This is a genomic window from Raoultibacter timonensis (assembly GCF_022845715.1).
GTDB lineage: Bacteria > Actinomycetota > Coriobacteriia > Coriobacteriales > Eggerthellaceae > Raoultibacter > Raoultibacter timonensis.
Genome location: NZ_AP025564.1, coordinates 2669021 through 2694160, shown reverse-complemented (window position 1 = coordinate 2694160; position 25140 = coordinate 2669021). Strand labels below are relative to the sequence as shown.

At 59.2% G+C, this 25140-nt stretch carries 18 protein-coding genes; 15 read left to right on the top strand and 3 right to left on the bottom strand.

What is annotated here, in order from left to right; all coding sequences use genetic code 11:
- Positions 1–5: 5 nt before the first annotated feature.
- The 5 genes from MWL89_RS11075 (at position 6) to MWL89_RS11055 (ending at position 7775) form a co-directional block, all read left to right on the top strand.
- A complete protein-coding gene (locus MWL89_RS11075) occupies positions 6–1310 on the top strand; it encodes an MFS transporter (RefSeq protein WP_244386037.1) in 1305 nt (434 codons plus the stop codon).
- A gap of 304 nt (positions 1311–1614) precedes the next feature.
- Positions 1615–4179: a molybdopterin dinucleotide binding domain-containing protein gene (locus MWL89_RS11070; RefSeq protein WP_244386036.1), complete on the top strand. Its 2565-nt coding sequence runs from the start codon at positions 1615–1617 to the stop codon at positions 4177–4179.
- Between the two features lie 2 nt (positions 4180–4181).
- Positions 4182–4535, top strand: a complete 354-nt coding sequence (locus tag MWL89_RS11065) for an oxidoreductase (RefSeq protein WP_102377636.1) — start codon at positions 4182–4184, stop codon at positions 4533–4535.
- Between the two features lie 960 nt (positions 4536–5495).
- Positions 5496–6074 carry a helix-turn-helix domain-containing protein gene (locus tag MWL89_RS11060; RefSeq protein WP_102377637.1) on the top strand — a complete coding sequence of 193 codons (579 nt, stop codon included), beginning with the start codon at positions 5496–5498 and terminating at the stop codon, positions 6072–6074.
- A gap of 9 nt (positions 6075–6083) precedes the next feature.
- The gene (locus tag MWL89_RS11055; protein ID WP_244386035.1) at positions 6084–7775 is read left to right on the top strand and encodes an AMP-binding protein; all 1692 of its coding nucleotides are present in this window, start codon (positions 6084–6086) and stop codon (positions 7773–7775) included.
- A 68-nt stretch (positions 7776–7843) separates the two neighbouring features.
- On the opposite strand, the gene MWL89_RS11050 is transcribed toward MWL89_RS11055, so the two are convergent.
- The 3 genes from MWL89_RS11050 to MWL89_RS11040 all read right to left on the bottom strand — a co-directional run bounded on the left by MWL89_RS11050 (position 7844) and on the right by MWL89_RS11040 (position 11183).
- Positions 7844–8281, bottom strand: a complete 438-nt coding sequence (locus MWL89_RS11050) for a helix-turn-helix transcriptional regulator (protein ID WP_244386034.1) — start codon at positions 8279–8281, stop codon at positions 7844–7846.
- 237 nt (positions 8282–8518) lie between these two features.
- Positions 8519–8851 carry an oxidoreductase gene (locus MWL89_RS11045; protein WP_244386033.1) on the bottom strand — a complete coding sequence of 111 codons (333 nt, stop codon included), beginning with the start codon at positions 8849–8851 and terminating at the stop codon, positions 8519–8521.
- Position 8852: 1 nt separating this feature from the next.
- Positions 8853–11183 (bottom strand): molybdopterin-dependent oxidoreductase, encoded by a 2331-nt coding sequence (locus MWL89_RS11040; protein ID WP_244386032.1) that lies wholly within the window; start codon positions 11181–11183, stop codon positions 8853–8855.
- A 734-nt stretch (positions 11184–11917) separates the two neighbouring features.
- Here MWL89_RS11040 and MWL89_RS11035 point away from each other — a divergent pair.
- The 10 genes from MWL89_RS11035 (at position 11918) to MWL89_RS10990 (ending at position 25134) form a co-directional block, all read left to right on the top strand.
- A complete protein-coding gene (locus MWL89_RS11035; RefSeq protein WP_219724262.1) occupies positions 11918–12157 on the top strand; it encodes a zinc-ribbon domain-containing protein in 240 nt (79 codons plus the stop codon).
- 105 nt (positions 12158–12262) lie between these two features.
- A complete protein-coding gene (locus MWL89_RS11030) occupies positions 12263–14791 on the top strand; it encodes a molybdopterin-dependent oxidoreductase (protein ID WP_102377643.1) in 2529 nt (842 codons plus the stop codon).
- A gap of 36 nt (positions 14792–14827) precedes the next feature.
- On the top strand, positions 14828–15178 hold the full coding sequence (locus MWL89_RS11025; RefSeq protein ID WP_102377644.1) for a 4Fe-4S dicluster domain-containing protein: 351 nt from the start codon (positions 14828–14830) through the stop codon (positions 15176–15178).
- A gap of 150 nt (positions 15179–15328) precedes the next feature.
- A complete protein-coding gene (locus MWL89_RS11020) occupies positions 15329–16699 on the top strand; it encodes an MmgE/PrpD family protein (RefSeq protein ID WP_244386031.1) in 1371 nt (456 codons plus the stop codon).
- Positions 16700–16742: 43 nt separating this feature from the next.
- Complete coding sequence (locus MWL89_RS11015; protein WP_244386030.1) at positions 16743–18035, top strand: MFS transporter; 1293 nt, start codon at positions 16743–16745, stop codon at positions 18033–18035.
- Between the two features lie 166 nt (positions 18036–18201).
- Entirely contained in the window at positions 18202–19536 is a 1335-nt protein-coding gene (locus MWL89_RS11010) for an MFS transporter (RefSeq protein WP_102377648.1), read from the top strand.
- 312 nt (positions 19537–19848) lie between these two features.
- A complete protein-coding gene (locus MWL89_RS11005) occupies positions 19849–21396 on the top strand; it encodes a hypothetical protein (protein ID WP_244386029.1) in 1548 nt (515 codons plus the stop codon).
- A gap of 31 nt (positions 21397–21427) precedes the next feature.
- Positions 21428–21850, top strand: coding sequence for a hypothetical protein (locus tag MWL89_RS11000; protein WP_244386028.1), 423 nt, complete (start codon positions 21428–21430; stop codon positions 21848–21850).
- 304 nt (positions 21851–22154) lie between these two features.
- The gene (locus MWL89_RS10995; protein ID WP_244386027.1) at positions 22155–23789 is read left to right on the top strand and encodes a LuxR C-terminal-related transcriptional regulator; all 1635 of its coding nucleotides are present in this window, start codon (positions 22155–22157) and stop codon (positions 23787–23789) included.
- Positions 23790–23919: 130 nt separating this feature from the next.
- Positions 23920–25134: an MFS transporter gene (locus MWL89_RS10990; RefSeq protein WP_244386026.1), complete on the top strand. Its 1215-nt coding sequence runs from the start codon at positions 23920–23922 to the stop codon at positions 25132–25134.
- Positions 25135–25140: the final 6 nt, after the last annotated feature.

Sequence of the window (25140 nt, the reverse complement as noted above, 5' to 3'; positions counted from 1 at the left end):
TTTCCATGGAAAAAAAGGCTCCGCGTTTGCATTACGCATGGGTGATCATGATCGGCTGCTGCTTCATGCAGGCTGGCGGTCTTGGTGCTGTGCTCGATGCTGCGGGCGTGTTCTTCGTTCCCGTCTGCGAGGATCTCGGTCTTCTGCGGTCGGAGATATCGATGTACCTTACGTTTTATTTCATAGCCACTGTGTTTGCCATGCCCATCGTCGGCAAGTGGATTACGAAATACAACATCAACGTTTTGCTGAGCGTTTCGTTCGCCCTCGTCGTGGTCGCCGTGGCCCTCATGGGAACGTATACCGCCGCATGGCAATGGTGGATATCTGGAATCGTGTTCGGTTTGGCGGGCAGCTTCATCTTCGTTGTGCCTGCTCCGATCCTTATCGGAAATTGGTTTAAGAAGCGCCGCGGCATAGCTCTCGGCATCGCTATGTCGTTTTCGGGCATCGGAGGCGCGGCGCTCTCTCCGCTCTTCACGATCTTCATCCAAGATTTCGGATGGCGCAATGCATATTTCATTGCGGCAATCATCATGGCGGTGCTCGTGCTTCCCTGGACGGCGTTCGTGTTCAAGCTGCGTCCCGAGGACATGGGCCTGCGCCCCTACGGGTGGACCGAGGAGGATGAGCGCGCCGAGCTCAGCCGGGAGAAGAAGCACCTGGCGCTTCCCGGTGTTCCGCTCAAGAAGGCGCTCAAGACCGTGCCGTTCGTCTGCATGTTCTTGTTCGCGGGCCTCATCGCGTACTTTGCCGGATTCAATTCTCATTTACCGGGATTCGCCCAATCGGTGGGGCATTCGGCGCTTGTCGGGTCGTCTCTCTTGACGGCGGTGATGATCGGAAACGTGGTCGAGAAACTCTTCGTCGGGTGGCTCAACGACAAGGTGGGAGTCCAGCTTACCGTCAACATTCAGTTGGCAATGGTGGCACTCGGGTTCATCGGTTTCATTTTCTCGGGCGGCAACCTCGTTATGCTGTATATCTCCGCTTTCTTGTTCGGAGCGCAGAATTCGCTTGTGTCGGTTTCGACGCCGCTTTTGATCAGACAGATTTTCGGGGAGCGAGATTTTCCGGCCATCTTCACCTACGCCCGTATAGGCACGGGTGTCATAGGGTGCTTCGGCCCGGTGACGGTGGGGGCCATCTTCGACGCGACGGGCAGCTTCATCCCTGCGTTCGTCCTCGGTATCGGCATCACGGCGCTCGGATTCATCACGACGCGGCTCGCCTACGTGTACCGCAGGCGGTTGCATTGGGTTGACGCCGACGGCTCGGTTCTGCCCGAGGCCCCGTCGACGAAGTGCTGACTGTCGGCATGGCGCGGGATGCGGGGCGCTTTTTCGTTGCGCGCGAAAGGCGAGCGCGCAGCGGCAAGAACTTCCGCGAGGGCTTCGAGGCCGGGTGCTTCCGGATTTCCCGCATACGCGTTGTTTTTACAAAAGACCTGAACAAAAGCTATTTCATAGAAAAATAAACACTCAATGCTTAGGCAAAAAACGCCTGCTGGAACAATAAGCATATTCGGTTCATGACAGGCGACCGGCACCGCCGTATAGTGCCCGCAAGCACAGCGTTTCGGTGTGCGCAAGCAGCGAGAGAGGAAGGAACGGTATGGAGTTTAAAAATGACCTGGGAAAGCCGTGGACGTACGAAGACGGCGATTTCACCGTCGTGCGCACCTCCATGTGGTCGCCTCCGGGATGTCATCCCGTAGGATGCGGCCTCAAGCTTTATGTGGATAAAGATGGTCGGCTCGACCACGTCGAGGGCGACGAGAACAATCCGATCACCAAGGGGCGGCTGTGCGCTCGGTGCTTGGCGTTGAAAGACTACGTGTACAACCCGAGCCGCGTCATCTATCCGATGAAGCGCGATCCGGAGTTCCGCGGCCAGCACGATAAGTGGGAGCGCATCACGTGGGAGGAAGCCTTCGCCATCGTCAAGGAGAAGCGCGACTACTTCCGCGATACCTACGGCGCGGAATCGATGGCCGTGTTCTCCGGCACGGGGCGTTCGGGCGGCATCCTCGTGTCCGATATGGCACAGGCGGTGCTCGGCACGCCCAACGCCTGCTACACCCAGTCTGGCTACGCCTGCTATCAGCCCCGTTCGATGTCCTGTTCGCATGTGCTCGGCGCCTACTATCCCGAGATGGACTACGCGGGCGGCCTCGAGGGCACCTACGACAACCCCGTTTATCAGGTTCCCGAGGTCATGGTCATGTGGGGCAAGATGCCGCTCGCATCCAACGGCGACGGCCTGTGGGGTCATGCCGTCATCGACCTCATGAAGCGCGGGGCGAAGCTCATCAGCGTCGACCCCCGCGTCAACTGGCTGGCCACGCGCGCCGAAGTACACTTGCGCGTGCGTCCCGGCACCGATACCGCCATGGCTATGGCATGGCTGTGGGTCATCATCAACGAGGATCTCTACGACCACGAGTTCGTCGAATGCTGGACGTACGGGTTCGCGGAGTTCGCCGACCGCATCAACGATCCCGAAATGGGCATGACGCCCGAGAAGGCCGCTGAGATCTGCGAGGTTCCCGTCGAAGACATCTACAAGGCGGCCCGCATGTACGCTGCCGCAAAGCCCGCCTCCATCGCATGGGGCCTCGCCTTCGACCAGAACCAGAACGGCAACCAGGCTGCGCACTGCGTACTCGCCCTCATGGCCATCACGGGCAACATCGATGTTCCCGGCGGCCAGATCGTCGCCGAGATCGACCCCGCACCCGGCGTCAAAGACGAGCTCGCCGTCGACGGGGAGAAGGCCGAATTCAACCTCGACAAGGCCGATGCGGGCGCCGACGACAACTCCGCCGAAGATGCGGCGCGCCCCACTCGCCGTATCGGCTGGGACAGCCTGCCCGAAGAGCTGCGCGACAAGACCATCGGCTACAAGGAGTATCCGCTCTACGTCGACAACATCCGCAACGCTCAGGCGGACATCATGTTCGATGCCATGACCAAGGGCGAGCCCTACCGGATTCGCATGGGCTGGATCCAGTCCACCACGCTGCTCGCGCCGACCTGCTGCGCGCAGCCTCACGGCTGGTACGAGGGCCTCAAGAACCTCGAGTTCTGCATGGCGACAGACCTGTTCATAACGCCTGCCATCGAGGCGGCGTGCGACCTGTTCCTGCCCTTGGCTTCCTGTGCCGAGAAGGACGACGTGGTCATGACCCATTACGGCGGATCTCCGGTCTTCTACGGAGCCGTCAACAAGGCGGTCGACGTAGGCGAGGTTAAGGCCGATATGGATCTCATCATCGAGCTCGGCGAGTACCTGGATCAGGATTGCCTGAAAGATGAGAACGGCGAGCGCATGTTCAAGGACCTCGAGGATTTCCTCACGCAGCGCCGCACTTCCGGCCCCATTCGCATGGACTTCGACAGCCTGCGCAAGAGGGTCGGCTATCAGCGCGGTGTGAACTACCGCAAGTACGAAACCGGCAAGCTGCGCCCCGACCGTCATCCCGGCTTCCTCACCCCGACGGGTCGCGTGGAGCTGTGGTCGACGGCGTATGCGCAGTACGGCGAAGACCCGCTGCCCTATTATCAGGAGCCGGCGTTCAGCCCGCATAAGGATCCCGAGTTGGCGGAGAAGTACCCCTTCATCCTCACCACGGGCGCGCGCAACTACGCGTCGTTCCATGCCGAGCATCGCCAGATTCCCGTGCTGCGTGAGCTGCATCCCAACCCGATCATCGAGATACACCCCGAAGACGCTGCCGAGATCGGCGTCGCGGAGGGCCAATGGGTGGAGATCAAAAACGACTTCGGCCGCGCGAAGTTCAAGGCCGTCGTTTCTCCCGTCGTGAAGAAGGGCACCGTCCAGACCGATCACGGTTGGTGGTTCCCCGAGATGCCCGCCGATGACGAGGCGCGCGACGAGATCGTTCCCGTTGGCGAGATCCTGGAAGACGGCCCCTTGGAGTTCGACGTCAACGGAACCCATATCCGCAACGGCTACGTCAAGACCGACCATGCCGATGAAAAGGGCCTGTACGGCTTGTGGCAATCGAACGTGAACGACCTCGTATCCAACCACTACAACTCGAAGCTCGGCTACGGCGGACCCTACAAGTGCAACTGCTGCAGCATTGCCCCGTTGAAGGAAAGCTACGACACTGACATGGACCTTGTCGTTGAAAAATTTGGGAAGTTGGTGTAACCATGGCTGATTATGGACTTCTGATCGACTACGAGTACTGCACCGGCTGCGAGAGCTGCGTGGTGGCCTGCAAAGAGGAGCACAAGCTTCCCGTCGGCAAATGGGGCATCCGCGTGCTCGACGACGGCCCTTGGCAGAAGGACGATTCCGGCGAAGGCGGCAACTGCTTCAACTGGAACAAGATTCCCGTCCCCACCGATCTGTGCGATCTGTGCGCCGATCGCGTGGCTGCCGGCAAGGATCCGTCGTGCGTGCACCATTGCCAGGCGTTCTGCATGGAGTTCGGCACCATCGAGGAGCTGGCGGCAAAGCTCGCCAAGAAGCCGAAGCAGGTGCTTTGGGCGCCCTGCGAGTAGGGTAGCGCCGTGTACGAGGCCCTCGGCGCTCGTGTGCTGAGGGCTGCATCGGATCATGCGATTCGTTGTGCGGGCACCGCGCGCAGCAAGCGTGCGGCGTCCGCCAGGCAATGAAGGATAATCATGCGCGCGGGAGGCGGTCTTGCGCGCATGCAACGAGTTCGGAAAGGCTGCATGCATGTGCTACTGCTGTAATCTGTGCAACAGGTGCGGACGGGCCGACGAGATGAAGGACAAGCTGGGCAAGCGGGAATGCCCGGCGTGCGGTCGTCTCGAACCCGACAACGACGTACGCATCTGCCCCGAATGCGGGGCAGCCCTGCCGCCGCCCTTTCCGCCGCTGCCGAGCAATCCGTCTCGTGGACGTTAGGGCAGCGTAGCGGCCGTATTCTGGCCGCGATGCCGATATGATGGGCAAAGGGGGTTCGCGAACGCGCAGAACCCCCTTTTTTGCGTTGCCGCGCTTTCGGGCGGCCGCCCGCGGTCGCCCTGCATGCGGACGGACTGCCGCTGGGCGACAGGGCTCGAAACGCCGAGCGCGCAGGTACCCGTTGCGGCGACCGGCGGGCCGGCGGAAGGGGTCCGATGACCGTCGACATTTCACAAATGCACGCTTTTGACAAGTAAACCACTGTGTTTCAGGCCATTTTACTTGTCAAAAGCGTGCATATAGGGCCAACTCGCATTCCGTGCGAGTGCTCTTCCTGTCCGAGTGAGGCCGGAGGCGCCTTGGCGGCCGGGTTTGCCTTCGGGGATCGCGCAAGAGCGCGCGCTTCCGGAAGGATGCTCTTGCGGTGCGCCCGCCGAACCCGCTTTTCGGTGCATCCTCCAAACCCGCTTTCCGGTGCGCCCGCCGAGCACATGCACCCGCTCTTCTGTGCGCTTCGCCCTGTGCTCGTTCTCGCGTTACAATAATCCGATGCGCCCAATGCGAGGTGCGGAAAAGAGACGGGAGTAAACATGGCTACGGAAAACAAACTCGGAGGCAAGATCACCACGTTGCGCGAGTCGCTGCATCTCACGCAGGACGAGCTGGCGCTACGGTGCAACTGTACGCCTGAGGTTATCCGTGACCTAGAGGACGGCAAGATGGCGCCCTCGCTCGCTCCGCTCATCAAGATCACCCGGGCGCTCGGCGTGCGGCTCGGCACCCTCATGGACGACGACGAAGCGCTCGGCCCTGTGTACGTGAAGGCCGATGAAATCGAGGAGGCCACGCGGGCGACGAGTCTCGAGACGATCTCCGATGCGGGAGATCTGCGCTTCTTCAGCCTGGCTGAGGGGCGTCCCTCACGTCATATGGATCCGTTCATCATCACGATCAAGCCGTCGGGGGAGACCGACCACGTGCTGTCGCAGCACGAGGGCGAGGAGTTTCTCTACGGCATGGAGGGATGCGTGGAGATCGAATACGGCAAAGAGATATTCGTGCTCCATCCGGGCGAGAGCATCTACTACGATTCCATCGTGCCGCACCAGGTGCGCGCGCACGACGGGCAGAGCGCGAAGTTCCTCGCCGTCGTGTACACGCCGATCTAAGGGGAGATCATGGAAACCGACAACGAATACAAAGGCGAGCCCGGCTCGCCCGACTACAAGCTCCATTCGGAATTGACGATCGGGCGCTATTTCCGCAACCAGGTTGCGATCGATCCCGATCACGAGTTCGTCGTGTATCCCGACCGCGACCTTCGCTGGACGTACAAGGATTTCGACGAGCGCACCGACAACCTTGCGCGCGGCCTTCTGGCCATCGGCATGAAGCCGGGCGATCATCTGGGCGTGTGGGCTCGCAACATCCCGGATTGGCTCACGTTCATGTACGCCACCGCCAAGGTGGGCATCGTCATGGTCACGGTGAACCCGGTGTACAAGAGCCATGAGCTCGATTACGTGCTTAAAGCTTCCGATATGAAGGCGCTCTGCGTGATCGACGCGTACCGCGATGTGGACTACCTCTCGATCATCCGCGAACTCGTACCCGAATCGCTCACGCAGCAGCGCGGCCACCTCGAATCGGAGAACTATCCGATGCTCGAGAACCTCATCTACATGGGACCCGAGAAGCATCGCGGGTTCTACAGCGTGCCCGAGCTGATACTGCTGGGCGAATACCTGCCCGACGATGCGCTGCCCGATGCCGAGGCCCAGTTCGACAACAACGACGTGGTCATGATGCAGTACACGAGCGGCACGACGGGCTTTCCGAAGGGCGTCATGCTCACGCACCGCAACATCTTGAACAACGGGTTCTACATCGGCGAGGGGCAAAAGCTCACGCCCGACGATCGCGTGGTTTTGCCGGTGCCGTTCTTCCACTGCTTCGGCTGCGTGCTCGGTGTGATGGCGAACCTGACGCACCGCTCGACCATGATCATCGTGGAGGACTTCAACGCGAGCCTCGTCTTGCAGGCGATCCACAAGGAGCGGGCGACAGCGGTGTACGGCGTTCCCACCATGTTCATAGCCGAGCTCAACCATCCCGATTTCGACCAGTACGATCTGACGAGCTTGCGGACGGGCATCATGGCCGGAAGCCCGTGCCCGCCCGAAACGATGCGCGAGGTCATGGACAAGATGCACATGACCGAGATCACCATCTGCTACGGCCTCACCGAAACGAGCCCGGTGTTTACGCAGACGACGGTCGACGACGATATCGAGCACAAGTGCGAGACGGTCGGCCGCAAGCACGAGCCAGTGCTCGTGAAGATCGTCGATCCCGATACGGGGCGCGTGTGCGGCGTCGGCGAGCCGGGCGAACTGTGCTGCAAGGGCTACAACGTGATGAAGGGCTACTACAAGATGCCCGAGGAAACCGCCAAGGTGATCGATGAAGAGGGGTATCTGCATTCGGGCGACCTCGGCACCGTCGACGAGGACGGGTACTACCGCGTGACCGGCCGCGTGAAGGACATGATCATCCGCGGCGGCGAGAACGTCTACCCGCTCGAAATCGAGAACTTCCTGCTCACCATGCCCGGCGTGCTCGACGCCCAGGTTGTGGGCATTCCCGATGAGCGACTCGGCGAGATCGTCGGGGCGTTCATCCGCACCCGTCCGGGATACGAGGACATGACCGAGGAGGACGTACGTGCTTTCGCGATTCCGCGCATTGCGCGCTACAAGGTTCCCAAGCGCGTGTTCTTCATCGACGAGTTTCCCATGACGCCTTCGATGAAAGTGCAGAAGTTCAAGCTGCGCGAGATGGCCGAGGAGTTTGTGAAAGCGGGCAAGTGAGACGGAAGAAACCAGGCATGTCAGCGGGGCGTCGATGCGGCGTCCCGCTTTGCGTTGGGGATCCGCTCCTATTCACCGTCGGCGGGGTGGGCTTCGGATTGCTCGAGCATGGCTTTAAGCTCGTCGGAGGTATGAACGCCGAGTTTTTTGAAGATCGAGTACTTGTGCGCCTTTGCGGTCGACGGCGATATGCCGAGCGCATTGGCGATGTAGGTGGGGTTGCGTTCGTTCGCCAGGTAGCGCAGGATATGGCTTTCGCGCTCGGTCAGACCGTATTTCTTTTCCAGGGTAAGGATAGCCTTCTTGCGCCTGCCGGGAGCGCTGCCACCGATGATGTCGTACAGGGGCGTGCCGGAGCGGGAATACTCGATATCGTCAAGTGCATCGATGAGTTCGACGAGGTAATGCCCCATCTGCTGCTTGCTCTCGGTTTGAGCGAGGTAGCCCGGGATAGCGTTGTAGAGGATTGCTGCGGCTTCGAGCACTTTCGATTCGCTTTCTTTCATGGTGGCGATGCTTTCTGTAAGAGATAATACTGATAAGTATTATAAATGGTAAATTAAAACTATGATTCACGAAAGCATTCTTTTTCTTGAAAAATGTTCTCCTCGGTAAATACCGAAGCCAATATACAGTTAAACAGGGATTATTAGGACAGAAAGACCCCTCATGATGCAAGGGATCTTTCTGTAGCGACTTCGATAATCTGATCTATGGAGTATTAGACCATGGAAAACCGAGTTTTAGGGGATGAAGCAGGTAACCTTGCTTCCATGCTCGGCCATCTTGACCGATAGCTCTTCGACGGGTACGAGTTCCATGCACTGGGCGAGGCAGTGGTGAACGCATGCGGGCTTTTTGCCCTCGGCCACGCGGTTTTCGCACAGATCGCAAAGGTCCGAGGGGACGGGGACGTAGTCCCAAAGCCATGAGCCTCCCATCTTCACGGGACCCATCTCGTTGAGCTTGATGCCCCATTCGTCAAGAGGGATATCGTGCTCTTTGCGGCATGAAACCTCGCACACGTGGCAGCCGGTGCAGTACTTGTAATCGATCAGCAAAGCGTACTCGTTCATGCTAGGCCTCCTTCCTTGTTGCGACGGGGCTTGCGGGGTCGGTGCCGATCGCGCCTTCGACGGTGTCGGGGCTCAGGGTACCGAGCGCGTCGAGGCCGTCCACCTTCGATATCTTGCATAAGACGTTTTTGAACGGAGCGCCGAAGCCGATGCGGCCGATGGCGCGATGGGGAATGAGGCTGTTGATGTTTGCTTTCCATACGCCGTTGAGGTTGGGCGCTTCCGCATCCTGTTCGGGGAACCACCAGCCGTGTTGCGCATGGATGACGCGAGGGTCGACGATGGTTGTGATCTTCGCTTTTTCGATGGCTTTGCCGAGCGGGTTTTCGATGCATACCCAATCGCCGTCTTCGATACCGTACTTTGCGGCGGTCTCGGGATGGATCTGGACGAGCGGGTTGGGCATGATGGCGCGAAGCGACGGGACCTGACGGTGCTCGGAATGGAATGACGTGGTTTCCCGACCGCCCGTGGTCATGATGAGCGGATACTCTTCTGCCAGATCGGGCCTGCTGTAGGGTGTCAGCGCGTTTTCCTCGAAGTAGGGCAGCGGATCCTCTCCCCAATCCTCGTACAGGCTCGAGCACAGTTCGACAAGGCCTGTGGGGGTGTTGAAGCCCGGCTCGCCATCGGGGCGGAGGAGACCCTTCTCGTACTTGCGGTATTCGAAATCCATCTGGAGCCAACCGTCGTTTTGGAGGTCTTCGAACGTCATGTCGACGCCGCCGTTATGCAGTTGCTCAGTGAAGAAGTCGGCAACGTTGTCCCACGGCCAAGCTTGTGGGTTCAGCCGCTTGCCCACCAAAAAGTCGATCTCGAGGTCCGATTTGCAGTCGCCCACTTCGACGCACTTGTTCATCGCCATGACCATGTGGGTGTTGCGTCCGAAGTGGGGGAGCACCATGCCGTCGTGCTCGGCAAAGGTGGTAACGGGCAGGAACAGGTCGCACAGTCCCATGGCGGTCGGTGTCATGAATACGTCTTGGCACACGTTGAATTCCATTTTCTCGAGCGCCTTGAACCAGCGCTTGCCTTGGGCGTTGGTGGTGTTGGCGATGCCGTTGGTGGCGTAGAACCATGCCATCTTGAGCGGATAGGGCTCGTCGGTTTCAAGCGTGTCGAGGATGCAGTCGGGATGTGCGATAAGGTGCGCCGCCCGGAAGCCCTTGTACTTCGGGTCGGTGATCTGCTTTTCGAGCATTCCCGGGGGCAGTTGCTGGGCGCATTCGTAGCGCCACTTGCCCATGAAGCTAGCGGGTACGGCAAGCGTGACGCCGCCGGGTACATCGAGATCGCCGAGGATGGCAGCGAGGATGAGTACGGTGTGGCCGGCCTGCACGCCGTTGCTGTTCGTGTCGATGGCGAGTCCCCACATGAACGAGGAGGGATGGTTGGTGGCGATGGCGCGCGTTGCCGCCGCAATGGTTTCGGCGGGAACCCAAGTGATCTCTTCGACCTTGTCGAGCGGATACTCGGCCGCGCGTTCCTTGAGCTCATCGAACCCGTAGCACCAGTTCTCGACGAAATCGTGGTCGTAGAGGTCTTCCTGGATGACGAGGTTGATCATGCCGAGGCCGAGCGCGGCGTCGGTGCCGGGACGCAGTTGCAGATGATAGTCGGCGTGCGCTGCCATCCAGGTGACGCGCGGATCGATGACGACGTATTTGGATCCGCGTTTCATGAGGTCGATAAGGGTATGGCCGAAGAAGCCGTCGGGGTTCGAGAAAAGCGGGTCTTTGCCCCAGAGCACGATGTACTTCGGCACTTCGTAACGCGGATCGTCGAATCGATCGGGGAAGAACGCCGCATAGTCGAGTTCGGGATAGCCCGCTCCTAGAATGAAGTCGGCCACCGAGCAGCGGGGCCCGTAACACGAATCGCCGCTCATCGGGAAGCATGAGTTGGGCGTTCCGAGCGCGGCATAGGCCAACGGCGTCTTGTAGAGCGTCGCCTCGCGACCGGTTCCCTGAAACGCGACGATGGATTCAGCGCCCCAGTTCTCTTTGACATAGGCCACCTTCTCCTCGATGATGTCGAGCGCCTCATCCCAGGTTATCGCCTCCCATGCGTCTTTCCCCCGGTCTTCGCGTTTGCGGGTGAGTGGGGTCAGAATGCGCTTTTCGTTGTACATGTACTCGGGAAGCGTCAGGCAGCGCACGCAGAGCCGCCCTTGGGTGATGGGGTGATCGGGGTCGCCTTCGACGTCGACGACTTTGCCGTCCTTTACCGTGAGGTACATGCCGCATCCCACCGGGTGATCGCCCGGCGGGGACCATGCGCAGGTGCGGCACTTGATAACGCCATCACCGCAATCGATTATCCTCTCCGACATAATCTCTCCTTCCTTCCTTGCTCTCGTCTGGTTGTATGCAATGCGTCTGAGGCGGGGCTTCTGGCTGGGATGATAAAACCCGGCTCGCCTCGGACGGGATGCCGATGGGCCGAGCCCCCGTATGCTAGGCGCCGGGGGCTTTCGGGGGCTGCGCCGTCGGAGCCGCAGGCGCGCCCGGCGCCTTGGGGGCCGTCGGCGCTGCGGGGGAAGCGGGGGCCGGTGCTTGGGAAACTGCGTCTTCAATCCCTTCCGTCGATGTTTTGCAGAAGGGGCATTTTGAGGGTAGCTGCCCCGCTACGCGGTTGATGCGCTTCCCGCATGAGGGGCATACGACGGGCGGCAGTTCTGTTTCGGCTGGTCTGAAGCACATGACGGTACCTTTCTCGCGGAAATTCCAATCAGGATGATCAAAGTCACATCTAATCCAATAAGTATTAGAGTATGAAATCTGATGAGATCAAAATAATACTAATCTTTCCTATTGAATAGTACTAAATAGGATTAGAAATTATTCTATTTTATGAATGATTGATATAGCCTAATAGTGATAGGTAGGATTGGATAATAGCCTTTAATCAGGGAATATAGTGTTTTAATTGATTACATATTCGATAAATTATTCTCAAAATAAAATAAATATACCTCTTGTGAAATCATACTAAAAGGTATTATTTTGATCACGTCAGCTAAGACGATTAAGACTAGTACTAAAAGGGTTATTTTAGGAGTTGTCTATGTGTTTCAGACCAGCAGCAGTTTCCATGAGCGTTACCTGTCCGAAGTGCGGCGCAGAGTGCGCGCTTGACGCGAAGTCGTGCTCTGCATGCGGAGCCGACCTTCCCGATGCCCCCTCGGTGCCCGGCGCTCCCGGAGCGCCGGGAGCCCCCTCGATGCCGGGCATGCCGGCAGCGCCCGGCGCTCCGGCGAAGCCAAGTGCGCCCGGCGCGCCGAAGGCTCCGGGGGCACCGCAGTAAAAAGCTCCCGAAAAGGCGCGGGCTTTACAGCTTGCCGACCTTCTTCGGTTGCCTTACGAGTTTCCCTACAACCATCGAAGACGAGTACGAGAGAAAGGGAGGAGCATGGATTATCAAGAATTCCTCGATTCGGTAGACCGCGAGGCCTACCATGAGGGCGAGTGGCGGTGGCAGGAGGGCGAGTACACCGTCACCCGCACCAACCACTGGTCGCCGCCCGGATGCCACAACGGCTGCGGCGTGTTGCTGTACGTTGACAAGGAAGGAAAGCTCGCGCACATCGAGGGCGATCCCTTGGCTCCGTTCAACGGCGGTAAGCTTTGCATGCGCTGCCTCGACATGGTGGAGGCCGTCAATCACCCCGATCGCCTGAAGTATCCCATGCGTCGTGCGGGCAAGCGCGGCGAGAACAAGTGGGAGCGCATCTCGTGGGACGAGGCCTACGACGAGATCGTCGAGAAGGTCAATGCCGTCAAACGCGATTTCGGATCGCATACCATCCTGTTCGTGCACGGCACTGGGCGCAACATCGGGTGGCAGCTGCCGCTCTTCGCTTCGACCGCCCTTGAAACGCCCAACGTGTGCAACTTCGGTTTCACGGGATTCGCCTGCTATCTTCCCCGCATGATCGGCGCTTCGGCGAAGATGGGCGAGATGACCATCATCGACGTGTCCGAAACGCACGAGCTGCGCTACGCCGACCCCTCGTTCAAACGCCCCGATGTCATCATGATATGGGGCAACGAGCCTCTGAAATCGAACGCCGACGGGTTCATCGGCCACTGGATCCTCGAATGCATGCAGATGGGCACGAAAATCATCTCGATCGACCCCCGTCTGACCTGGCTCGGCGCCAAAGCGGAGTACTGGCTGCAGGTGCGCCCCGGAACCGACGGCGCACTCGGCATCGCCATGCTCAACACCATCATCAACGAAGACCTCGTCGACCATGAGTTCATCGATCTGTGGTGCTACGGATACGAGCAGTTGGTGGAATCCGTGCAGGGCAAGGATGCCGATTGGGCGGCCGAGATATGCGGCCTCGATGCGGACGACATCCGCGGTGCGGCGCGTCTGTATGCGAACGCCGAGAACGCATCCATCCAATGGGGCCTCGCCTTCGAGCAGCAGCTGTCCGCACTGGGCGTCACGGCGGCGGCGTGCGACCTCATGGGCGTGACGGGCAACATCGATAATCCGGGCGGCAATCTGCTCATCAAGTGCGCGTTCGACATCGAAAAGCGCTACGGCTTGGGCGATTTCAAGATCCCGCGGGAAAACTACGCCGGCAAGATGACGCTTTCCGCCGGCATCGAGTCCTCCGACATCGTGGCCTGCGCGTCGTCGGACGCCTTGCTCCATGCGGTCGAGACGGGCGAGCCGTTCATGCCCCAGATCCTCTGGCTGCAAAGCGCCAACCCGCTTTCGTGCTCGGGCATGGATGCGCCCCGCATGTACGAGGCCATGAACAAGATCCCCTACTGCGTGGTGGCCGATCCGTTCATGACGCCGACGGCGGTCGCCCATGCCGATATCGTACTGCCCGTCGCCATGAGCTGCGAACGCAACTCGGTGCGCACGTGGTGGACCCCCGCGCGATCCATCTCCAAATGCACGAGCTTCTACGAGTCGAAATCGGACGAGCAGATCATCCTCGACCTCGGTCGGCGCCTCAAGCCGGAAAACTGGCCGTGGAAAGACGATAAAGAGCTTTCAACCTGGTATCTTACCGACCAGTACGCCGAGGGAGGTACCCGCTACGAGGGCGATTTCGAAGAACTGCAAGCCCGCGGCGGCTACAAGTACGATCCGTGGGACGCGGAGTACTACAAGTACGAAAAGGGCATGTGCCGGCCCGACGGACAGCCGGGATTCGACACCGCGACCGGGCGGTTCGAATTCTGGAGTTGGGGATACAACCACTGGGGCGTCGATCCCATGCCCTATCACATCGAGCCGAAGGACAGCCCCCTCTCCACGCCCGAAAAGCTCGAGGAATACCCGTTCATCGCCACGTCGGGAGGCCGTTCCTACGAGTTCTTCCATTCCGAGCACCGTCAGCTCGAAACCATGCGCGAGTTCCATCCGTGGCCGCTCGTTACCATCCACCCCGATGCGGCTGCCGAATACGGCATCGAAGACGGCGATTGGGTATGGATCGAAACCACGCACGGCCGTTGCCGTCAGAAGGCGTTTCTGTTCCCCGGCATCAAGCGCGACACCATCCATATGGAGCATGCGTGGTGGTATCCGGAGCAGGAGGCTGCCGAGCCGAGCCTGTACGGTACGTTCGACTCGAACATCAACAACATGGCGCTGAACTTCGAAACGGGCCAGGGCGGCATCGGGTCGGGCATCAAGAGCTTCTTGGCCAAGATATACAAGTACCAAGAAGGCGACCAGATGCCGGGCGAGAAGGTTACGCGCGAGGGCGGCTGGGGCGACTACATCCCCGGTGTCATGGCCGGCGACAAGGAGTCTGCCGAAAAGCAGGCTGCCGAGGGCAACGATGCGCTGCAAAAGCAGCTCGAGAACGCGCGCCGCGTGCAGAGCCTCAAGGTGAAAGACGCCGACATGCAAGGCCGCAACGCCCTCGAGTACGCGAAAGAACATGCCGACGAGGTTATCAAGTAGAGGACCGCACAACGTAAGAAAAGGAGGCGAACAGCTGTGACCAAGGCGATTCTCGTCAACTACGACTACTGCACCGGATGCCATTCGTGCGAAGTAGCGTGCAAGAAGATTCTCGATCTGCCGAAAGGCGAGTTCGGCATCAAGGTATGCGAGGTGGGCCCGTTCGAGTACAGCGGGCGCGAGGGTCTCAAGAGCACCTGGGAATGGACCTACATGCCCGTAATCACCCAGGCGTGCGATATGTGTACCGAGCGCACCGAGGCGGGCAAGATGCCCATGTGCGTGCAGCACTGCCAAGCGTGGTGCATGTACTACGGCGAGGCGGAGGAGCTCGTCAAGAAGATGGACGGCCAGAGCCGCTGGTCTCTTGTAACCGTCAAAGAATAAGGGGAACGGCGCGGGCGCGCGCTGCGCGCCCACGCTTTCGCAAGGGGGCTTCCCGTCGATGGCCGAGCAGATGCACGCAGCGCCGCTCGCTGACGCGGGAAGCGCGGGAAGCACCCGCGAACACAGCGGGGGAAAGGAATCCCATTGAACATGACAGACCAGGTCTGCGCCCATGTTGTCGGGGCGGACTATACAGTGCTCGACGACTTCACGGTATCCCGCATCAAAACGCGCGTGCTCGATGCGATCGGGGTGATCGCGGCGGGCGTCCATGCTCCGATGTGCGATGAGCTGTTCGATTTGCTGAAGAGCTATGGAGCCGCGAAGCAGAGCGCCGCGTTCTTCAGGGGCGAGCGCATCGACGCGCCCTCGGCGGCTATGATCAACAGCTTCTCCATGCGATCGTACGACTTCGAAGCCATCGAGGCGGAAAACGAGAACAGGAAAAGCAGCGCCGCCCACATCAGCGGCACCACGGTGCCGACGGCGCTCGCCTGCGCCGAGCGGGCGCATGCGAATGGCCGCGAGTTCATGTGCGCTCTCGCCTTGGGCGACGATATCGCAGCCCGTCTCGGGGCGGCCTCGGGATTCGACGTGTACGGCGGATGGGACAACACCAACACCATCAACGGATTGGGAGCCACGGTTATCGCCGGCAAGCTGGGAGGGCTCGACGAACGCCAGCTCAACAACGCGCTCGGCCTCGATCTCAACATGCTCGGCGGGTCGATGGACAACATCAACTACAAGACGCTCGCCTTCAAGCTGCCGATGGCGCTCGCGGCTCGCAACGCGATCTTCTCGGCCGATTTCGCTCGTCGCGGCATGACGGCGACGCACGACGCCTTCGGAGGCAAGAAGGGCTATTTCTTCTTGTTCTGCGGCGACAAGCAGCGTCCCGAACTGCTCTGCAAGGATCTCGGAGGGGTGTTCTACGGCGACGTGGTCGTCAAGCCGTGGTCGGCCTGCCGCGCGACGCACCCCTCCATCGACGCCTGCATGCAGATCGTCGGCGCTCACGATATCGATCCCGAGCAGGTGGCGAAGGTCGTTATCCACACGACGCCGCGAACCGCTCAGGGCTTTGTGGGCCAGCCGTTCGAAATCGGCGAGGACCCGCAGGTGAGCGGTGCTTTCAGCATCATCTATACCGCTGCCGTCGCGATAGCGACCAAATCGGTTCGCCCCGATTCGATGAACCGGGAAGCGATGGAGGACCCTGCGCTCAAGCGCCTGGTCGAGAAGATCGAGATTGCGCCCACGCTTGCGCCCGACGAGTACCAGACGGCGGAGGCCGACATCGTCATGGAGGACGGGGCGGCGTATCACGCCCGGTGCGATGTCCCGAAGGGCGACATCTACAAGAGCCCGATGAGCGAAGAGGAGGTGTTGGACAAGTTCTACAGAAACATCGAGTTCTCCCAGACGCTCTCGCGGGCTGATGCGGATCGCGTCGTGGGGATCGTTTCGCGTCTCGAAGAGCTCGATGACATCGGCGAATTGATCGCATTCATGAGGTAGATCGACAGGTTCATGGGATTAGGTCATAGACAAGGAGAAAGAAATGACCGCACAACAAAAAGCTCAAGCTAAAAAGGCGCTGGGCATAACCGTGCAGATCGCCGCACTGCTCGTTATTACGCTTCAGTATGCCAAGTCGTTTTCGACGCCAGCGATGTCGGCCATCGGTGCGGCGTACGCTCCTGCGGGCATAGATTCGCTCATGCTCAAAAACATAGAGGGATTGCCTTCGCTGATGGCCATCGTCGGCGCGTTCGCCGTAGGCATAATGGAGCGGTACATGAAGAAGAAGACCATGCTCGTTATCGCGATGGTCTGCACTCTTGTCGGCGGCGTTGCGGCCGGATTCATGCCTGAAACGACGGAAGGGTTCTACGGCATACTCGCTTGTCGCGTCATACTCGGTTTCGGTCGTGGCATGATCTTCCCGATGGCGTCGTCGTTCATAGCCGATTTGTTCGATGGCAAGAAGCGCGATCAGCTCATGAGCTTTAAAACTGCAGTAGGCGGCCTTTCCGGTTCGCTCTTCCAGTTGATCGGCGGCTTCCTAGCCGTTCTCTCATGGCGCTATTCGTTTATCGGCTACCTGTTCATCGTGCCTATCATCCTCATGATCGTTTTCTGGCTGCCTGAGCCCGACGTGAAGCCTGCGGGAACCACATCGGATGGCAAGAAGGGCAATGCGCTCAAGTCGATTACGATGGCAGCGTGGGTCGTTATCCTGCTCGCCGGCGTTTGGAACTTCTTCCAGTTCTCCTTCTTCACCAACATCTCTCTCTGCATCAAAGAGGCGGGGCTGGGCGATACTGGATTTGCGGGGATGATCAGCTCGACGCAAACGCTTGCCTGCGCTGCGGGGGCCATATGCTACGGTGCGTTCATCAAAGGACGCCTTCGCGGCTTCGATCTTCCGATCGCGCTTTTGCTCGAGGCTGTCGGTTTCTTTATCCTCACGCATGTGATCAGCGTTCCCGGTTACTATGCGGGCGCCATCATCTACGGTTTCGCCTTCGGCATGTTTAACCCTGCGCTCATACTGCAGATAGTAAAGGTTCTGCCCAAAGAGGGGGCAACGCTTGGTCTGTCGCTCTTGGCAGCAGCGCAGAATCTGTGTCAGTATTTTTCTGCGTACGTTCTTGCGTTTCTCGCAGGCGTCATGGGCGTTGCGGCAACGGGGCAGTTTGCTGGCTGGAACGTTGCCTGGCCGCTCGCTACGGGCATGGCCGTCGTTGTAGCCGTTATCATCGTAGCGACCAAGGCGAGGCATCCCGAATGGATTGCCGGATTGCGCGAACCGGCTGCTGCTGCAGAGTTGGAAGACAAGCGCGACGAGTAATACGAACGGGTAGGTTCGACCGCTTGGCGAATGCGTATGCCGCCGTTCGCCAAGCGGTGATTCCGCTGCGGCGGGCACAGGCTCGCCGCGTACTGGGTAATCGGCGTTGACGGGGGTCGGACGACGGTTCTTTTGCGCGACCCCCGCAATCGGGGAAGGAAATGCGATGGCACTTGTCAGGAATGGCAGGTTGTTCGGCAGAGTTCACTACGCGTTCGTCATCATGGCATGCTGCTGCTTGGTTCAGGCGTTCGGTATGGGCCTTATTCTGAATTGCGGCAGCCTGTTCTACGTTCCGGTGTGCGAGGATCTCGGATTCCTTCGCTCCGAGATATCCACGTATATGACCGGCTACTTTATCGGGACCACGCTCGTGACGCCCTTGGCGGGCAAGCTCTTGACGAAGTACGACACGCGTATCGTCATGTCTGCGGCTATCGTGATCTTGTCGGGAGCCGTAGCTGCCATGAGCACGTATACCGAAATATGGCAATGGCAGGTTTCGGGGTTTCTCGTGGGCGCGGCGGGAGCCGGTATCTTCGTGCTTCCTTCGGCATCCCTTATCGGCAACTGGTTCATCAAGAGGCGCGGATTCGTGTACGGCATCGTTATGGCATGCTCGGGGATTTCGGCAGCGCTCTTCTCGATGGTGATCAGCTCGATCATCCAGACGACCGGATGGCGCTCCGCGTATCTTTTTGTCGGCATCGTGTCGCTCGCGGTCATTTTGCCGTGCAGTTTGCTCATGCGCAAAAAACCGACCGATCTGGGCATCGCTCCGTACGGCTACGAGGAGACGGCTCGCGGCGAAGGGGGCGCTTTGCCGGTCATGCGCGGGGTCGCCGTCAGGGTAGCCGTCGTTTCGGTGGCGTTCTGGTGCTTGTTCGTATTCGCGGGCATCGCCTCATTCATCCACGGCGGCATCGAGCAGCATATGCCGGGCTATATCCAGTCCATCGGATTCACCGCCTCGTTCGCCGCCATTATCGTTTCGGCAGAATCGGCGGGATCGGTCATCGACAAGCTCGTCATGGGCTGGCTCAACGACAAGATAGGCGTGCGCAGGACGACCATCATCGAGCTGGCGCTCATCGTCATCGGCATCGCGGGGTTCATATACTTCAGGAACCCCGTGTTCCTGATCCTGTCGACCGTGCTGTTCGGCATTCAGGATTCGCTCATGTCGGTCAGCCTTCCGCTGCTCATTCGCGACATATTCGGATCGAAGAACTACACGCAGATCCACGCATGGATACGGACCGGGGTCGGCTTGTTCGGGTCGTTTTCGGGGGTGCTCGTGGGCGCCGTGTACGATTCGACCGGCACGTTCGTGCCTGCGTTCGCGGGTCTCATGGGCACATGCGTCGTCGCGATGGGATGCGTCGTCCTCGCATACCGAAAGCGGGGGAAGCTCGTTTGGGAAGAGGATGAAACCGACAGGCTCCCGACGAACGAATCCGGCTTCGGGGATCGCTCCCGCGACGCCTCGCCGTTGCCGTAAGGGGCGCCGCCATGTGCTATCAGTGTTCGGGCTGTGGGCGTTGCCTCGAATCGCGCGGGGGGTTGCCGAGCGTATCGGTGTGCCCCTGCTGCCGAAACGAGGTTGACTCATCCGTGCGGTACTGCCCTGCATGCGGCGCGTTCATTCGGCCGCGCGCGGGAAGCGTCAAGGTGGCGAAGCGCACGCCGCCGAACGAGAACGAGGGGCTTCCTCGGCGACAATGACGCGTGGCCGGGAGACGGCCGGGTCCGGGAGGCGGGCGAACCGCTCTCTGCGGGCGGTAAGGGTATAGGCGAGAAAGGAATTGGGAACATGATCGAAACGGCAAAAGACATCAAACTCAACGTTCTTCCCCTGGAGCTCTTCTGCGAGCACCTCTACTACTACGAAGGTCCTTGCAGATTCGGAAGCGGGGACGCTCTGCGGCCCGGATACGACGAGATCGTATTCGCGGAAAGGGCGAAGAAATTCATCGCCGACATCAAGGCCCACGTTCCCGAGGGCACGGTCGTGATGGATCCGGTCCTGTTTCGCAGGACGGACGACTGGGACGAACCCGAAGCGCAATGGGAGGCTATGGAGGCTGCCGTCAACGCTGCGGACGTGGTTATCCCCATGGCTGGCGCGGGCGTGCAGGACCTTGCGTTCAAGTTCGCGCAGCGCTTCAAGAAAACCATGTGCTACTGCCCCTCATCCGGTGCTTTCAACGTGCCCGACGTTCCGGCGGCGATAGCGGCCAGAAACGTCGGGTACGCATGCTATTCGGAATACCGATGGGAGGATTTCGTCCTGCGCATGGTGGCGCTTCGCGCGAAGAAGGTCATCGCCCGCACGAAGTACCTCTGCGTAACGAGATTCGACGGTACCCAGTCCGTCAGCCGACCGGACTCGTTTACGAGCCTCGACCAGATTACGCAGCGGTTCGGGACGCGATTCCATTTTGCCAACATACACGAATTCTTCGACTGCATGTCTGAGGCTGTGCCCGAAGGCAACCATACGACGCCCGGGCGAAAGACGCTCAACGTTGACGAATGCGATCTGAAGAGGGCGAACGATATCTGCGACGAGCTGATCGAGGGAGCTGAAAACGTTGGCATGAGCCGCGAGGCTATGCTTCCCTCAGTCGTGGCGTACGTGGTCACCCAGAAATTCATGGATCACTTCGACTGCAACGCCTTTTCCATTCCCTGCCCGGATGCATGCTCGACCAGGAGGCTCAACGAGGGCAGGTTTACGATGTGCCTCACGCACGCGCTCAATGCGGAAGCCGGCATTCCCTCGGCGTGCGAATATGATTTGCCCGCCGCCCTTTCAGAGCAGGCGCTGATAGCCGTTTCGGGAAGAAGCCCCTACATGGGCAACACCTGCCCGATCCCCGTGCTCGACGGAAAGTTCAAACACGTGTTCGGGGCAACCGAAGAGCAGCTCGAGGAATTGGCGCAGGACCCCGAGAACATCGACAGGCTCTGGATGACGCAGCATTCCGTCGCTCACCGCTGCCACCCCGATCCGAGCGCATACGCGCCCTACGGCATCACCCCGTTCGCATACGATCAGAAGTTCGGGGCGACGTTGCGATACGACTTCTCGCGTGACAAGGGCGAGTACGTTACCCTGTGCAAATTCTCGCCCGACGGCTCCAAGATGTTCATCGGTAAGGCGGAAATCGTCGAGAGCAGCGGCAAGGACAAAGAGAATTGCACCCAGCTCGTGTTCTACCGTTTCAAGGATTCGCTCAAAGCCCATCGCGCTCAATGCAAGGTGGGCATCCATGTCGCCCTGGTGTACGGGGATTACACCAAAGAGCTCATAGCTTTGGCCGAGGCGCTCGACGTCGAGCCGCTCGTCGTCGAATAAGACGGGACCGGTCGTTTTTCGGGGGTTGCTGGTGTCGCGAGAGGATATCCGTAAAAACGCCGAGAAGGCGCAGGATGAAATCGATCTCATCTTGAATCAGGAGGAGATCACGTACCCCTTTCTCCGCGATCATCTGCGCAGGTTCGTGCAGATACAGTACCACCTGAGCCCCCTTGATCTTGAAGAAACGGATGATTTGGACAAGCTGACCTTGATCAGCTTGTCCAAAGCCTTGCACGTGTCCCGCGAGCTGATAGCCGACTACGAAGCGGGCCAGAACTGCGAAGGGGCGACGTCGGCAACGGTGAAGAGGTCGCTGCTCCTCATGAAGATACAGAAGGCGCTTTCCGTCGAGTTGTCTTTGCAGGAATTGATGGGAATCGATACCTTGGAAGACGTCGTGCATGCCATATGGGCGCACCTTCGGGTACCGGGCGAGGTTTCGCGGCGATAACCTGCTTTCGGGAGGAAAGAAAACCGATTATCCGGCTTTATGCGTAGTCGAGGCGGAGCGCTCGGCTGGGGGGGGGTGCCCAGCGCCGCGTCTTCCTTCCAGCGAATCTTGTTGCTTGCGGATTCGGATGACCCCGGTTTTTCGAGCGCGCTTCTCCGCGTCTTTCTTGTTGTTAAAAACGTCGAAAAGCGCATCATAAATCGCTGAAATCGATGAACCAACGAAAAAGGCCGCCGGGAAACCGCATGGTACACTTGCGAAATGGAACCATCTGCGTTTATTAAGTCGAACGGGGGAGACTTAAATGCGGTACGACCATACCCAAGTGCTCGATGCGTCAATCAATCTGAGATTCCAGCAGGAGGATGCGCCCGCTCAGGAGAAACGGCGGGTGTTCACCATCCGCATACCGATCCTCTGCCTGATCGGCTTTTCTCTGTACCTCGGTTGGATATTCTGTTTGTTTTGGAGCCCTTCTTTGACTCCCGCAGCACTGATCGGCGATTACCAGGCGCATCTTGCGCGCATGGTGATGACCGTCGCCATGTTCTTCGCCTATGTCTTGTTCGGAGTATTCGCGCGTTTCTTCGCATCGAGAAAGGGCGAGGTGCTTCTTAAGACCCTCTCTTTGGTTTTGAGCCCCATGGCCTGCCTTATGGGGTTTCTGTCTCCCGGCTTCGAATTGCCGATCGCATTTTTGCTTTGGGCGGCAAGCGGAATAGGCTCTTCCGCCTTGCTGCTGGTGTGGTCGAAGAAGATCGTCGAGCTGACGAGGAAGCAGGTTATATTCTCGGTATCGAGCTCGTTTCTCATCGGAGCGTTTCTTTTTATTTCGACGGCTTTCATGCCCGGCGGCATCGCCTTTCTTGCGATCGGATCGCTTCCCGTCGTTTCGGTCGTTTTCGCTGTCTTCGCAATGTCGCGTTCTCTGACGATCGATTCGATGCCGACCGACGGTTCGGCGCGGTCCGTCTCTACATTGCGGGAAGAGGCACCGCACTCTTCGGCGGGCTCTCCATCGAAGGAGGAGGACAAGGGCGATCGCAAGATTGCCTTCATGCGCACGATTCTGCTCGCGTTCGCTTACAGCGTGAGTATCGGATTCGTCGGCTCGTGTGCGACCACTCAGCCGTTTTACCCAGGGGGTTTGTACGTGATCGCGGCAGGCAATGCGTTTGCCGCGGTGTTTACCGTTCTTTTCCTGGTGCGAAAGCCCAAAGACATCGCCGTCATCCTCATCGAGGTGTTTCTCCCCATCATGCTCGTGTGCATCTTCCTCTTCTCGTTCGTCGGGCATGCGGGGCAGCTCGCCTGCATTTTTATCATGCTCGCCCTCTTGGCCTGCCACGATATCGTCGATATCGCCGACGTATCGAAAAGCTCGCTTCTTTTCGGCGAGAACTACGTGAGAACGTTCGCGGTCGGCAGAACGTTGAACGGTTTGGGCTGCACGCTTGGCTGGGTCGTAGGCATGGTGCTGAGCTTCCTGCCCGGCATCGATGCGAGCGGGCGGCTGTTCGTCTGCTTTGCGCTGGTGGTTTTTCTCGTGGTCATTACGAGTTTCGCCGTGTTCCATCCGGGTCCCCTTTCGTATGTTCGCTCCGTGAAAATGGATGCGGTGCTCGAAGCGCGGCGCGCAAGCGCCATCGGGGGAGAGCCCGGTGCATTGCTCCATTCGAAAGTCGAACGCATTGCACAGGAATACGATTTGACGAGCCGTCAAGCGGAGGTGCTGCTCTGCTTGGCCCAGGGCCGCAATGCCGGCTACATCGCCCAGAAGTTCACCATCTCGACCCATACGGCGAAAAGCCATATCTATAATATCTATAATAAGTTAAATATTCATTCCCAGCAGGAATTGCTCGATATAGTCGAAGTTGCGCGTTGCGATGATCTTGCGCGCGAAACGACGGACCTGACTGCTGATTTACGCGCTTAATACCGAGAGTCTGATCTTGCGACCATCAGTATCTGAGAGCCTTGGCCTACCCTGTGTGCGTTGTTAGGCTTGCCGAGGATCGTTCGGTATGGAAAGATTCGATCTTTCCAGTGGGGGTAAAGGGGATTCCATGGCTAACGGAAAAGTCAAACATCGTTCGAAGCTCGGCACCAAGGCGACGCTTCTGCTGTGCGCGTGCGACAGTAATGCGCTTGGTTCGGAGATGACGCCTATACTGGCCGTCATCGCATTGGCCTTTCCGGGCGAGAACGTCAACCTGCTCGTAGCTCTGCCGCCTCTCTGCATCATCCCCGCCTCGCTCATTGCGGCGAAACTTTCGTACTACATAAGCCGTAAAACCATTTTAACCGTGGGGCAGATACTGTTCATCATCGGCGGCATAGGCGGCGCGTTTGCTCCCAACTTCGAGTTCCTGCTGGCAACGCGCGTATTCTTCGGACTCGGTTGCGGCTTGGTCTATCCCATCGTGCCGACGCTGATATCGTACTTCTTCGCGGGCAACGAGCGCGCGAGCATGATGGGCGGAGCGAACGCGGTTGGAAGCATCATCGCCATGGTGTTCTCGACCTTGTCGGGCACGCTGGCCGTCATCGGATGGCATGTGCCGTTCTTCATCAACATATTCTTCGTGTTCGTGCTCATCATGCAGATCATCTTCCTTCCGAAGGTTCCGCCTGAGAAGGATATGCCGTTTGCCAAGGAGGCGGCGAGCCTCGCTCCCGAGCAGAAGCGCATCGGCCATCGCGGATGGATGGGCATCCTGCTCATGTTCGTGACGATGACGATCAGCATGGTGTACCTGCTCAAGCTTGCGATCTTCATGCAGGAGACGGGTATAGGCGATTCGGTCATGGCCGGCCTTGCATCGTCTTCGACCACCTGCGTCGCGCTGATCGTCTCGCTTGCGTTCATGCTTATTTTCAAGGCGCTCAAACGCTATACCGTGCTCGTGTCGATGGCTTCGATCGCTCTGGCGTTCACGTTGCTTGCGACCGCCACCTCGATGGTCGGGGTGTTCGCCGGCGCGATCGTGTACGGCGTGTACCTCGGAACCATCATCCCGTATCTCCAAACCACCTTAAGCGGCCTGGTTCATCCGTATCGCCGTACGTTCGCCCTGTCGGTTTTGTCGATGGCCATGTTTGCGGGCCAGGCATGCTCGTCGATGTACGTACAGGTGGTCGAGGGCATTATCGGAACCAGCACGGCGGCGCTGTTCGAGGTCATGTCGGTTACTTTCATCATCCTGTTCGTTATCGTGTTTGCGTACCTGGTGGCTACGAGGAAAAACGCTCGGTTCCCGTATAGCGACGTGACGGAGTAATCGTGT